The following is a 12257-nucleotide window of genomic DNA, read 5'->3' as shown; positions in this document are numbered from 1 at the left end:
GCCGCAGATGCGGGGCTGCGCGGACCCGCGTCTGCCGCGTTGCCGGGCCGGGCCGCGTGCGGCGCGGCCCGCCCCGGACGGTTGGGTTTCCGCGGATGTGCTGTGCTCAGCTGTCGATCTCGTACTGGCCGATGGTGCGGAAGTAGCGGAGTGCCTCCGGGCTGCCGTCGTCGAGGACCGCCTGGATCGCGTCGTACATGGCGTCGCTGATGTTCGGGTCCGTGAGCATGTGGGTGATGTACACGCGGTCGTCCTCGGCCTGCGCGAGCCGGTATCCCGTCCATCGGAAATAGCTCAGGGCTTCGGCGGTACCGGCATCGAGGGCGGCATTGGCCTCCGCTATCACCCTCTTGTCACCGTTCTGAGTGGCCACGTACAGGATGTGTGCCACGGCCACGGAGTCGTCCTCGACCTGGGCCTGGGCGTACCCCGTCTCCAGGAAGGCACGCAGCGCTTCCGGGGTGTTGGCGTCGAGGGCGGCGTTGGCCGCCTTGATCACCCGCTTGTCACCGTTCTGGGTGGCCACGGCGAGGACACGGGCGACCGCGACGGAGTCGTCCTCGGCCTGGGCGAGGCGGCATCCCGTCTCCAGGAAGGCCCGCATGTCCTCCGTCGTACCGCTCAGCGCCTTGTTGGCCTCGCGTAGTACGCCCGCCCCGGCGTTGTCGTCCATGAGGATGTTCTGGATCGCGGCCCTGACTTGGTCGTCGGTCAGCTCATCGACCGGCGTCCCAGTGCCGGACGAGATGTCCGGGCAGGCCGTGGCAGGCGTGGTGGTGACGGGCGTGGTCGGCGTGGACGCGTCGGCGGCGAAGGCCGGTGCGGTGAAGAGAAGGGCGGGCGTCAGAACAGTCGCGGCGACCAGCATCGCGGCGCGGGTCGGTCTCATGGATGTGCCTCCGTATTCGGTGGGTTGATCGGTATGAAGCATCCACATGCCAGGTGCACGGATCAACACGTTTCTCGGCGTCGGACGGTCCTCAACTGTGCGGAGATGGTGGCGAGTTCGGACTTCACCGATGTCAGCGTACGCAGTCCGTCCCAAGTCCTTCGTTCGGGTTCGGGGCGGGCAGAGAGCCGCTGGAGGCGGCAGCAGGTGGCTGGCGTTCGCGCGGCTCGAGCGGCGCCGGCGATCAAGCAGGAACGGGTTGAGGGCCGGCCCAGCGCCTTCCTCCCGGTGGAGGTCGTAGACCGAGCGGAGAACGGTCTCGCAGCGCACCTGCGTTCGCGCCGCGTACTTCGGCCCCAGCGTCGGCTTCCCCGTCACCTGATTCGGTAGGCCCGCCGATAGCGGTCTCTTACGCTGCTGCGCCGGCGCCATCACCGCGGTCAGTTCCGCCCGCTGGTGCCGCCAGTGCGCCTGCACTGGTGTGTCTGCGCTCTGCATCCGCCGCATTGATCCCGGGCATCCGCCCGCTCCGCGCGATCTCACACGATCACGCAGCGGTGAAAATGGCCGACCTCTTCGATCCCAAGCCGGAGGGGTGGGGTCTGCGTGGCGACCCCTACGTCTGGCGGTCCCTTCGCGACCACCTGTCCGGTACCGACATTCCGACATCGGTTGACGAGGTGGCCGGCCTACTGCGGGCAACATTCAATGAGCTCGTGGGGGCTCGACCTTGCCACCGCCCCAGAGTCACACGTGTACCGGGGGCAGTACGCCCACGGCGGCATGTCCAGCGGCCGCATTCATCGACACTTGGAGGGATCGGTTGGTGCCCATGCTCGTGGAACGTGTGAAGACTCGGTCGAGTTTTCGGCGTTCAACGAGCCCGTGACCCTCACACCGCCCTCTGCCGACGACGTCTTGGACCTGGACAAGCTCCAGCAGTGACCCGGGCCCCGCCGCCTCCCGTACAGGTCGGACCACCACACCGGCGCAGGGTCCGCACGGGCCGCCGACGGCACTGGGACGCAAGTGAGGCCGGGCGCCGTTCACCGCACCCGGGCGGCTGGTGCCGGCGGTCTCTGCCGCGGAGCGGACCTGGAAGGCCCAGGGCGCGCCGATGGAGCCGGTGTACGCGCTGAGGTGGGGTGCGGTGCCGCCGAAAAGCGCCGCGGCGATCGAGCTGACGGCGCCGCCGACCGGGGCGCGGTGCCGGGTCGTGACGTTCTCGGACTGCACGGCGGGCGGCTGGGGGCCGGACATGCCCCACAGGGCGAAGATGACGGTCGCGGGAACGGCGAGCGTCCACCATGTGGACCCGATGATCGTGAACGCCGGGTAGACGAGCGCAGCGAACACGATGCCGTAGGCGATGGCCAGCGGACGGCGCCCGACGCGGTCGGAGGCCCATCCCCAGAACGGCATGAACGCGAGTCCCACGACCTGCGCGACCAGCAGCGACCAGTAGGCGGCGCTCGGACTCATGTGCTTCTGCGTGATGGCGTAGGTGCCGGCGTAGGCGCTCCAGGTGTACTGCACTACGGAGCCGAGGCTCAGTGTCCGGAGATGCCGGAATCGCGCGGCCAACGGCGCCGTGCCGGCTGCCGCGGCCGGCCCTCGGGCTCAGGTCCTCATCGCGGGCGGCGGACGGAGGGAAAGGCGCCGCGCCGGGCCGCGTGCGCACATCCCGTTACCGGCCACGGCCGGCTGATCCTGAGCGAGCAGGCGTCGATCCGCGCGCCGGGTGTCCGCGAAACCCACGAATTCCGATTTGCCGGTTCGTTGACTGGGCAAGGCTGCCCTATGCCATCCGGCAGGCTTGCCAAACCGGGCCTTCACAGTCGAGCGGTGCGGAGGTGGCCACGGACTCGGCGGGTGGTGACGCAGCGTGTGCGTAGCCGCTGGTTCGTGGCGTTGCGGAACCCGAAGGCGGCGCGGACGACGAGCTTGATCACGCGGTTGATGCCCTCGCTCTTGGCGTTGCTGTGTCCGCTGTCGATGAACGTGGCGATCCCGTTCCACCAGCGGTCCACGGTGACGGCGAGGGTACGTACTTCCGGGATGTCGGTGTCGGCGCACCAGGTGAGGAACCTGTAGCGGGCCTGGCCGATGCGGTGGCGGTCGGCGCCGGCGCGGGCCAGAGCGAGGGGGCGCAGCCTTTCCTGGGCGATCCAGGCGCTCAGCAAAGTCTGTCCGATCTTTCCCTCGTCCAGCAGCGGATTCCACATCGTGGCGAACTGCTCGTCGGTGAGGTCCTCGCGGTTGCGCAGCAGACGCCTGCGAGCCTTCCATTCCGGGTCAGGGGCGCGCCCGCGTCATCCGCGGAGTTCGGCGGTGGTGCGGCGCCGCACCAGGGACAGCCTCTTGTTCGCGAGCTGCACGACGTGGAAGTGGTCGACCACGACGGTGGCTTGGGGCAGGCCGGTGTTCAGGGCGGCTCGGGAGGTGGCCGACATGTCGATGGCGACGTGCCGGATTTTGTTGCGCCAGGTCAGGGGAGGGGTGGCGAGCCAGGCCAGCGCGTCGGCGACCGTGCGGCCTTCGACCTGGCCGAGAAGGCCACCGGCCCCGAGCGCGTCCAGGAACCCGGTGTGCCACCGGTCCCTGGTGAGCTGCCACTTGCTGCTGTCGGGATCCTGTTCCCAGCGGGGCCGTCCCCGCCTTGTCTCGTCGATTCCCAGCACCTCGACCTCGGGCAGCGGTGCTTCGACGAACTGCCGGGCGGCCTTGAAGGCGTCCATCACGGTCGGCCAGGAGAGGTGCAGATCGCGGGCGGCCTGGATGACCGTGGAGCCGGTGTCCCGTATCCGGCGCCCGGCCGCGCTCCGCAGCCTCCCGGTCAGCCGGGCGCCGGCCGGGATCCGCGGGATCTGTTCGGTGAGGTCGACGACCACCCGGCGGACCGCCCACCAGCGGGGCAGAGGCGGCCAGCCCCTCGTCGAGTTCGCGACCGGAGCAGTGGTGACTGCCGCGCCCGCGAGCGGACGTCGGGAAACAAACTCATTTCCGTGAACGCATAACATAATAATGTGCACCTATTGTGACTTTTCATGTGGTGATGCTCGCCCTGGTGATTCTCAGGCTGGTAGGCGGGGCGGTTGGAAGGGGCTGCGGTCGTGAGCGCTGAGCAGAGTGGACTTCCCCGGTTGCTGACGGCAGCGGAGACCGCGGCGCCGGTGGATGCCGTCGGTGTGATCGCGGAGGACCTGCGGCGGCGCTTCGAGGCCACGAAGGTCTCTTTCCTTATCGTGGATCTGACAGGGAAGGCGGTGGCGCGGCTGTCGACCGCCCCTGCGGGGGATGGGCGGAAGGTGGAGCGGATCCCCTTGTTCGGCAGTGTCTACGAGGAGGTGATCCGTACGCAGAGGCTGTATCAGGAGGCGACCGCTCAGGGGCAGCGGGTGATCGTGCCGGTCACCAACCGGGGGGATGCGATCGGGCTGCTGGAACTGCTCCTGCCGGTCGATCCCGGCGAGGACGTCCTTGCCGAGGTCGGGGAAGCCGCCCACATCCTGGCCTACATCGTGATCGCCAACGGGCGTTTCACTGACTTTTACACCTGGGGCAAACGCTCCAGACCGCCCACCCTGGCAGCAGAGATCCAGTACCAGCTGCTTCCCGCGTCGCTGTCGTGCGAGGCCGCGCAGTTCACGCTGTGCGGGAGTCTGGAGCCCTCCGAAGACCTCAGCGGCGACACCTTCGACTACACCCTGGACCGGGACACACTGCACGTGTCGGTGACCGATCCCATGGGCCACGACATCGATGCTGCCCTGGCCGCCACGGTCCTGGTGAGCGCCCTGCGCGGCGCGCGCCGCGCGGGAGCCGGTCTGGCCGAACAGGCCCACCGGGCCGACCAGGCACTCGCCGACCACGCCCACGGGCACGCCACCGGGCAGCTACTGCGCGTCAATCTGCACACCGGGCAGGCCCAGCTCGTCAACGCCGGGCACCCCTGGCCACTGCGCATGCGTGAGGGCAATGTGGAGGTGATCGCCTGCGAGGTGGACCATCCCTTCGGGCTGTCCGAGTTCGCGACCCTCTCCTACCGCGTTCAGGACCTCGATCTGCGCCATGGTGACCGTTTGCTCATGTTCACCGACGGCATGGTCGAACGGCACGGGGAGAAGGTCGACCTGCGCGCCTTGGTGGAGCGCACTCGGGGCCTGCACCCGCGGGAGACCGCTTTGATGCTGACATCCGCAGTCCGGGATGCTGCCCACGGCCGGCTCGAAGACGACGCCACCGTGATGTGTCTGGACTGGCACGGCCCCCAGGAGACCCAACGACACGTCAGCTCCGGCGCGGACGTCCAACAAGCCTCAGCCAGCCGCGCGAAGCAGAAGCCGTGATCAGAGTGCTCTCCTGGACGGTGCCGGGGTACCGCGAAGGTCCGGCAAGGACTTGGCACGCTTGAAATCGCAGATCGTTACGGAATGGAACCGGAAGGTGACAACGGTCCTGCTCGTCCGCGACAGGCAGGCCGTGTGGCGCGCGATCGGATTCACGGGAAGGAGGGCCTGCTGCCTGAGTCCCTGACGGCGATCGCGTGCTGCGGGACAAGGACGCAGCCCCACATGAGTTGAAGGGGCCTCTGGGCCCACTCTTACCCTTCTGGGTGCGGCCGGCGTTGATCACACCGAGGCGTTCGAGTAGCAGTCCCTCCCGGGTGGACCACGGGCAGATCTCGACACTCTCCACGCCGCACATTTCTATGAGGCTCTCGGCGATCAAGCCTCCCGCCATGGATTGCTCGGCGCGGTGCCGGGAGATGCCTGGCAGCGTGGCACGGCGGTCCGGGCCGAGTCTGGCCAGCAGGGAAATCACCGGCCGGAGTGGAGGCAGGGTCAGGTTTGGTCCCGTACGAGGTGGTTCGTTACGTGTGGCGTTGGGGGGGGGCCGTGCAAGCTGCTCGAAAGTTTTCGAGCAGGCAAGGACCCGCTGGCCGGCCTTGGCCCGCGGCACGTCGGGTTGCGCACTAAGAACTCCTAACGGAATGATCTTTCGGGTCAGGAGTCGATCTCCCAGTGAGCAGTGTGCATGGTGAAGTTGCAGGTCACGGGTCTGGTGTGCGCGGGGTTCTCGATACTCGGGCTGGTCGCGGGTGGATGACTTCGGTGAAGATCGTCGGTCATCGGGAGACTTCGCGGTTCGTCAGGACCAGCAGGGCCCTGATCAGGGCCGTCGCCCACTTCGGGCCGGTGCGGACCTTGCCGAGGACCCGCCAGTTCTTGAGATGGGCGACGTGCTCGACCGGCGCCCGGACGGCGGCCAGTGCTTTGTTGGACAGTTTCTGCCCTCGGGTCAGGGGCCGGTTGCGGGCGGCCTTGTAGCCGGTGATCACCGTCGGGTCGGCGTCCGGGTCGCTGTCGTCGACGCCGACGAACCCCAGGTCGGCGATGGCGCCAAGCCCGGCCGCCCGCAGTTTCGCGGTGAGCTGGTCGTGGCGGCAGACGGTGATCTCCGAGGATCGTCCGGGGCGGGCCGCCGAGACCCACAGCAGGCGGCCCGGTCGTCGGTGAGCGCGATCACCAGCAGGCCATGGCATTTGTGCTTGCCGGAGTAGTTCTTCCGGTTCGCTGTGCCGGTGCGCCGCCGGGTCCGTATCAGGGTGCCGTCGAGCAGAACCACCCCGCCACCCGTTCGGGCGATCTTCTTGAGTGCGCGGTCCAGGCGCGGGGCGCGGGCGGCGAGCAGGCTGACGGGTGAGAGGGAACTCGACCGCGTCCAACGTCTTCTCCAATCGACGACCGCGGGTACTCTCCGCAGCCCTCCGAGGAGGATGCGCCCCGATCCGGGCGCCGGTCGAGCATGGCTTCGCGCACCTGAAGAAGAGTCCAGGGTCTACCCCGGTGTGCCGGAGTCATGGGCGTGTCACCATGCGTCCATGAGGCCGACGGTGCTCATCGTCGATGATCACGCCCCATTCCGGGCCGCCGCACGGGCGGTGCTGGAGGCCGAGGGGTTCGGTGTCGTGGGCGAAGCGGGGGACGCCACGTCGGCTTTGGCCGCGTACGCGCGGCTGCGTCCCGAAGTGGTGCTGCTCGACGTGCAGTTGCCGGGCCCGGACGGGTTCGCGGTGGCGGAGCTGCTCGCCGTGGGGCCGGGCGGCGGCCCGGCCCCGTTCGTCGTGCTGATCTCCAGCCGTGCGCACAGCAGCTACCGCGAACGGTTGCGCACCTGCCCGGCCGCCGGGTTCCTCACGAAGGACGAACTGTCCGGGGCCTCGCTGCGAGCCCTGCTCGGCCGGGGACGGTGAGGCTGTGGACGGGTGGGATCTGTTCGCCGGCTGCGTCCTGCTCGCCGCGGGCATCGCGTGCGGCCGGCGGCGAGCCGGGAAACTGCTCGTCTGCTGTGGGGTCGCCTGGTTCCTCGGCGACGCCACCGGTGGAACGGTGTTCGCGCACCGAGGGGTGCTGTTCTTCCTGATCCTCACCTACCCGGCGGTGCGGCTGCGGCCGGTCGCGCCGGTGCTCGGCGCGGCCGCGTTCGGCGGCCTGACCGCGGCCTACCCGCTGACACGGATCGACCCGGTGGCGGTGGGGGAGGCGGTGCTTGTCGTGGCGGGGGCGGGGCTGCGTCTGCGCGCCGCCCCACTCGCCGAGCGCGGGGCCCGGGGCATCGCCTGTGCTGCGGCGGTGCTCCTCGCGGGCGCGGTGGGGTGGGGAGCGGTGGCGCGAGCGCGGGGGCTCGCGGACGACGTCGCCGTGCTGCGAGCGTACGAGATCGTGGTGGCGGTGGGCGGGTTGGGACTGTGCGCCGGGGTGCTGCTCGCCGGGTCGTCCAGGGCGACCCTCGCTCGCCTCGTCGTAGACCTGGGTGAAGCCGACGGCGACGGTCCGCTGCGCGCCAGGCTGGCACCGGTGCTGGGCGATCCGCGGCTGGTGCTCGGCTACTGGGTGCCCGAGCAGGGCCGCTACGTCGACGAGTCCGGGCGCCCGGTACGGCTGCCGCCCGCGGGGGCGGGCCGCGTGGCGACGCCGCTGAGCGACGGGGAAAGGCCGCTCGCGGTGTTGGTGCACGACGACTCGATGCCTCACGACCGGGCCCTGCTGTCCGCCGTGGCTGCGGTGGCCCGCCTGGCGGTCAGCAATGCGCGGCTCCAGGCGGACGTACGCACCAGGGTGGCTGAGCTGGATTCCTCGCGGCGCCGGCTCGTCGAGGCCGCCGACACCGAACGCCAGGCGCTGGAACGGCGGTTGGACGACGCGGTGCTGGCCCGGCTCGACCGCGTCGCCGAGTTGCTGGGCGGGGCCGGCGACTGGGCCGTGCCCGTGCGCGACGCGCTGGGGCCCGTGCGCGCCGAGCTGCGGGAGTTCGCCCGCGGCCTGCATCCGGCGATCCTGATGCGCGATGGTCTGGGCCCGGCCCTCGCCGAGCAGACCGCTCACTGTCCGCTGCCGCTCACCCTGGAGGTGCCCGAGCGCCGCTTCGATCCGGCGGTGGAGGTGGCCGTCTACTTCATCTGCTGCGAGGCGCTCGCCAACGCCGTGAAGCACGCGCACGCCACCCGGACCACCGTCCGGATCACGGCCCGCCCGGACGATGGTGTCGAGGTGGAGGTCCGCGACGACGGAACCGGCGGCGCGAGTCCGGGGCTGGGCTCCGGGCTGCGCGGGCTCGCCGACCGGGCCGAGGCGCTGGGAGGCACGCTGCGCGTGGACAGCGAACCGGGGGCCGGCACCCGCGTCTTCGCACAGATTCCCCCAGGGACAACCCTGGGAGCGAGCGGAAGTTTCAAGGGCTGACCCGGATGTGCGCGCCGCGTCCGATCCGTACCGTCGAAGCAGCCAGAAACGGCAACTGGCCGCGGGGGACGCGGCTGAAGGGGGGACGGCGGGATGAACGGGCTCAGAACGGCGACGTGGTCGGTGGTCGCGGCGCTGGCACTCACCATGACGGCGGCCTGCGGTGACGGCGGAAAGCCGCAGGCCGCAGCGGGGCCGGACGGGCGCTCGGGGGGTGCGTCCGTCCGGCCGAGCGGGGTGTACACGGTGACCACCACGCTCACCGACATCCGCAGGGCGGGAGCGTCGCGCGGCGAGGAGATGCCGGAGAACTACGGCACGTGGGTCTACGTCTTCAACGGCGACCGGCTCGCCTACAGCCAGGAGAACGAGGCCTCGTGCACCTGGGCGTACGGCGCAGTCCGCTTCCACGGAAGGCAGCTCACCTGGGAAGTCCTCAAGGGCGGCTTCACCAGGTCGCCCAACCAGGCGTACAACAAGCCGGGCGAACTGTTCTCGTTCAACATGAGCATGTACCGGGACACGCTCACCATGTCCGAGGCACCGGGCTCCATCTCGCCTGCGCCTTTCTTCGCGAAACCCTGGCACCGGATCAGTACGGTCCCGTCCGACAAGCACTTCAGCCGCAACTGCCCACCGCCCAAGGACTGGACGACCGCCGGAAAGGGGGCGTGACGCCATGCGCGCACGACGTAGGGCCATGAGCGGATCGCCGGCCGTGATCCTCGGCCTGACCCTCCTCGCCGCCACCGCCTGTTCCGGCTCTGCATCCGCCGACAAGGCAGGGGGCCAGAGTGCGGCGAAGCCGGTCCTGCTGACGCTGGAGACGACCTTCGGCACCACCGAGGACATGGACGCCTTCCTCGGGAACGTGCAGATGCTGTCCCACGACACGCTCCGTATCCAGGTGGAGACGGACGCACACCATGAGGAGGGGCCCGACTTCGACGAACAGACCCTGCTGGACGTCAAGCGGGGCAGGGCCGACCTCGCCGCTGTCGGCAGCCGTGCCTTCGACGCGACCGCCGACGCCCGATCCGTGGGGGCGCTGACGGCACCTTTCCTGATCACGAGCTACGACGCCCAGGACAAGGTGCTCGCCGCTCCGGCGGCCCGGCGCATGGTGCGGGCGATGGACGGCGACGGGCTGACCGGTATCGGCCTGCTGCCCGGCGGCCTGCGCCGTCCCTTCGGTGCGCGCACACCGCTGCTCGGCCCCGCCGACTACCAGGGCCGCACGTTCGGCGTCCAGGAGTCCAAGGTGGCGGAATCGACCCTGCGGGCCCTCGGAGCGAAGCCGGATTGGTTCGCGGCCGGCGGAGCCGTGGATGCCTACGGCGGGTACGAACAACAGCTCCCCTCGGTCGCCGGCAACGAGTACGACAAGAACGGCATGATCGCAACGGCCAACGTGGTGCTGTGGCCGCGGCCCGTGGCCATCGTCGCCTCCACCGCAGCCTTGAAGCGACTGACGCAGGAACAGCGGTCCGTCCTGCGCAAGGCGGCGCAGCTGGCCGTGCCCGGCTCGGCCGCGGTGCTGCGCGCCCACGAGAAGGAGGCCCGGGACAACCTCTGTCGCCGCGGCCAGAAGTTCGTCGCCGCGAGTTCCGGTCAACTGGCCGCCCTGCGCAAGGCCGTCCAGCCGGTGTACGACCAGCTCGCGCGCGATGGGCAGACCAAGGCGAACCTGGACGACATCACCGCACTGGTGAAGGGCGTACCGCCCGAGCCCGCCGTCTCCTGCAAGGGAACGTCCGGCGTCGCGAACTCCCAGTGAGGCCGGCCGGGGCGCCGCCGGGCTGCCGCTATTCGGCCATGACACGGGGAGCCGTCGCGCATCTCCCGCTCTGGGTGGCCGGTCTCGCACTGGGACCGGCCACCGTCGTCCTGGTGCGGGCCCACCCCGCCCAGGCCCTCGCCGACACCCCGGAGCGGGCCGTGCTGGAACTTGCCGCCGGCTGGGTCCTGTTGGCCGTGGGGCTGGTGGCGCGGCTCCGAGAGCCCGGCAACCGGACCGGCGGTCTGCTGGCGGCCGCCGGGGCGGCTTCCTTCCTCGTCGAGTGGGCCAACCCCGGCATCGGCTGGACCTCGGCGTTCACCGCGGGTCTGGTCCTCTACGCGGCCGGACCTCCCCTGGTGGCCCACGCGGTGCTGGCCCACCCCGCCGGACGCCTGGGCTCCTGGCCGGCCCGCGGTCTCCTCCTGCTGGCATACGGCAACGCCGTGCTGGTCCTCGGTCTGCTCCAGGCGGTCGTCTACGACCCCTGGGGCGCGGGTTGCACCGACTGCCCGGGCAACGGTCTGCTGATCGTGGCGAGCTCCGGCACGCTGGACGCGCTGGCCCGGATCGGCATGGCGGTGGGCGCCGTCTGGCCGTGCGCCCTGATCCTGCTACTGATCCGGCGGGCCGTGCGGGCCTCGCCCGCGCTGCGCCGGGTCTCCGCCCCGGTGTGGGGGGCGGGCGGGGCGTACGCGACCGCGGTCGTCGCCGACTTCCTGCACGGCCTGCCCCGGCACACGCTCAGCAACGACCCGACCGACCAGCAGCTCTGGCTGGTCCAGGAAGCGGCTCTGCTCCTGCTGGCGGCCGCCGCGACCTGGCCGTGGCTGCTGGAGCGCCGCACCAGGGGAGCCCTGGCCGACCTGGTCGTCGAACTGGCGGCCGCCCCGGCTCCCGGCGGCCTGCGCGACGCGCTCGCCCGCGTGCTGGGCGACCCGTCCCTGACGCTGGCGTATCCACTGGCGGACGGCAGGCTGGTCGACGCGCGGGGACGACCCACCGCCCTGCGCACCACGGGCGGCGAGGCGAGCGGGGGTGACCGGCACGGCCGCGCCGCGGCCGACGACAAGAGCTCCGATCTGCCCGTCACCGTCACCGAACTGGCCCGCGGCGACCGCACCCTCGCCCTCCTTGGCCACCGCCGCGAGCTACTCGCCGAACCCCGGCTCGGCCCCGGCGCGGAGATCGCCCGGATCTCCCGGCTGGCGCTGGACAACGAGCGGCTGCACGCCGAACTGGCCGCGCGCGTGGCCGATCTGCGGGCCTCGCGGGCGCGGATCGTGGCCACCGGGGACACCGAGCGCCGGCGACTCGAACGCGATCTGCACGACGGGGCCCAACAGCGCCTGCTGGCACTGGTGTTGATACTGCGCCTCGCCCGCACCGGCGCGGTCCGCCCGTCTCCAGAGGCCGACGAGGCCGAGCGTGAGCTGCGCGCCGCCATCAAAGAACTGCGTGCGCTGGCCCACGGCCTCTTTCCCACCGTCCTCGCCGAGGAAGGGCTCGCCTCGGCGGTCGGCGCCCTGCTGGAGGAGACCCGCTCATCCGCCCGGATCACCGCTCTGCCGACGCGGCGACTCGACCCGGCCGTCGAAGCCGCCGCCTACTTCGTCATCGCCGAGGCCATCGCTCACCACGCCACCACCGTGAGCGCCGTAATCACCGACGATCGGCTGCTCCTCGACCTGGACGGCACCCGCGACCTGGGCCTGCTGCGGATCGCCGACCGGGTCGGCACGCTCGACGGCATCGTCACCGCGCCCGAACCACCGCACACCGCGATCCGCGTGGAGATCCCATGCTGACCCCGCCCTGCGTCCTGGTCGTGGACGACGAAGTGCTG

The 12257-nt window shown here is 70.8% G+C and carries 10 protein-coding genes and 1 pseudogene; 6 read left to right on the top strand and 5 right to left on the bottom strand.

Going from position 1 to position 12257, the window contains the following annotated elements; translation table 11 throughout:
* Nucleotides 1–106 precede the first annotated feature (106 nt).
* From ACZ4N4_RS27475 to ACZ4N4_RS27465, 3 genes and pseudogenes are all read right to left on the bottom strand, one after another.
* Nucleotides 107–889, bottom strand: coding sequence for an ALF repeat-containing protein (locus tag ACZ4N4_RS27475; RefSeq protein WP_467593308.1), 783 nt, complete (start codon nt 887–889; stop codon nt 107–109).
* Between the two features lie 747 nt (nt 890–1636).
* Nucleotides 1637–2425 carry an MFS transporter gene (locus tag ACZ4N4_RS27470; protein WP_467593306.1) on the bottom strand — a complete coding sequence of 263 codons (789 nt, stop codon included), beginning with the start codon at nt 2423–2425 and terminating at the stop codon, nt 1637–1639.
* Nucleotides 2426–2721: 296 nt separating this feature from the next.
* Nucleotides 2722–3780, bottom strand: a pseudogene (locus ACZ4N4_RS27465) (ISL3 family transposase).
* Nucleotides 3781–4002: 222 nt separating this feature from the next.
* Between ACZ4N4_RS27465 and ACZ4N4_RS27460 the strand changes: the two are divergent.
* Nucleotides 4003–5238, top strand: coding sequence for a PP2C family protein-serine/threonine phosphatase (locus tag ACZ4N4_RS27460; protein WP_467593304.1), 1236 nt, complete (start codon nt 4003–4005; stop codon nt 5236–5238).
* Here ACZ4N4_RS27460 and ACZ4N4_RS27455 read toward each other — a convergent pair.
* Together ACZ4N4_RS27455 and ACZ4N4_RS27450 are read right to left on the bottom strand one after the other, a co-directional pair.
* Entirely contained in the window at nt 5180–5851 is a 672-nt protein-coding gene (locus ACZ4N4_RS27455) for a Ppx/GppA phosphatase family protein (protein WP_467593300.1), read from the bottom strand. The two genes, ACZ4N4_RS27460 and ACZ4N4_RS27455, sit on opposite strands and share 59 nt — an antisense overlap.
* Nucleotides 5852–6017: 166 nt before the next feature.
* The gene (locus ACZ4N4_RS27450) at nt 6018–6434 is read right to left on the bottom strand and encodes a transposase family protein (RefSeq protein WP_467593297.1); all 417 of its coding nucleotides are present in this window, start codon (nt 6432–6434) and stop codon (nt 6018–6020) included.
* A gap of 339 nt (nt 6435–6773) precedes the next feature.
* Here ACZ4N4_RS27450 and ACZ4N4_RS27445 point away from each other — a divergent pair, with 339 nt between their 5' ends.
* The 5 genes from ACZ4N4_RS27445 to ACZ4N4_RS27425 all read left to right on the top strand — a co-directional run bounded on the left by ACZ4N4_RS27445 (nt 6774) and on the right by ACZ4N4_RS27425 (nt 12219).
* Nucleotides 6774–7145 carry a response regulator transcription factor gene (locus ACZ4N4_RS27445; protein WP_453580655.1) on the top strand — a complete coding sequence of 124 codons (372 nt, stop codon included), beginning with the start codon at nt 6774–6776 and terminating at the stop codon, nt 7143–7145.
* A gap of 4 nt (nt 7146–7149) precedes the next feature.
* Nucleotides 7150–8634: a sensor histidine kinase gene (locus ACZ4N4_RS27440; protein ID WP_467593292.1), complete on the top strand. Its 1485-nt coding sequence runs from the start codon at nt 7150–7152 to the stop codon at nt 8632–8634.
* A 93-nt stretch (nt 8635–8727) separates the two neighbouring features.
* A complete protein-coding gene (locus ACZ4N4_RS27435; protein WP_467593289.1) occupies nt 8728–9309 on the top strand; it encodes a hypothetical protein in 582 nt (193 codons plus the stop codon).
* Between the two features lie 25 nt (nt 9310–9334).
* Nucleotides 9335–10411 carry a TRAP transporter substrate-binding protein gene (locus ACZ4N4_RS27430; protein WP_453580662.1) on the top strand — a complete coding sequence of 359 codons (1077 nt, stop codon included), beginning with the start codon at nt 9335–9337 and terminating at the stop codon, nt 10409–10411.
* A 38-nt stretch (nt 10412–10449) separates the two neighbouring features.
* Complete coding sequence (locus tag ACZ4N4_RS27425; RefSeq protein WP_467593284.1) at nt 10450–12219, top strand: sensor histidine kinase; 1770 nt, start codon at nt 10450–10452, stop codon at nt 12217–12219.
* The last annotated feature ends 38 nt before the right edge of the window (nt 12220–12257 follow it).

Source organism: Streptomyces sp. NPDC026538 (assembly GCF_055567535.1).
This window is presented reverse-complemented; position numbering and strand designations above follow the sequence as displayed.

Coding starts and splice junctions, on each gene's coding strand:
- ACZ4N4_RS27475 (WP_467593308.1), bottom strand. CDS start 889: ATGAGACCGACCCGCGCCGCGATGCTGGTCGCCGCGACTGTTCTGACG.
- ACZ4N4_RS27450 (WP_467593297.1), bottom strand. CDS start 6,434: ATGCCATGGCCTGCTGGTGATCGCGCTCACCGACGACCGGGCCGCCTG.
- ACZ4N4_RS27445 (WP_453580655.1), top strand. CDS start 6,774: ATGAGGCCGACGGTGCTCATCGTCGATGATCACGCCCCATTCCGGGCC.
- ACZ4N4_RS27435 (WP_467593289.1), top strand. CDS start 8,728: ATGAACGGGCTCAGAACGGCGACGTGGTCGGTGGTCGCGGCGCTGGCA.
- ACZ4N4_RS27430 (WP_453580662.1), top strand. CDS start 9,335: ATGAGCGGATCGCCGGCCGTGATCCTCGGCCTGACCCTCCTCGCCGCC.
- ACZ4N4_RS27425 (WP_467593284.1), top strand. CDS start 10,450: ATGACACGGGGAGCCGTCGCGCATCTCCCGCTCTGGGTGGCCGGTCTC.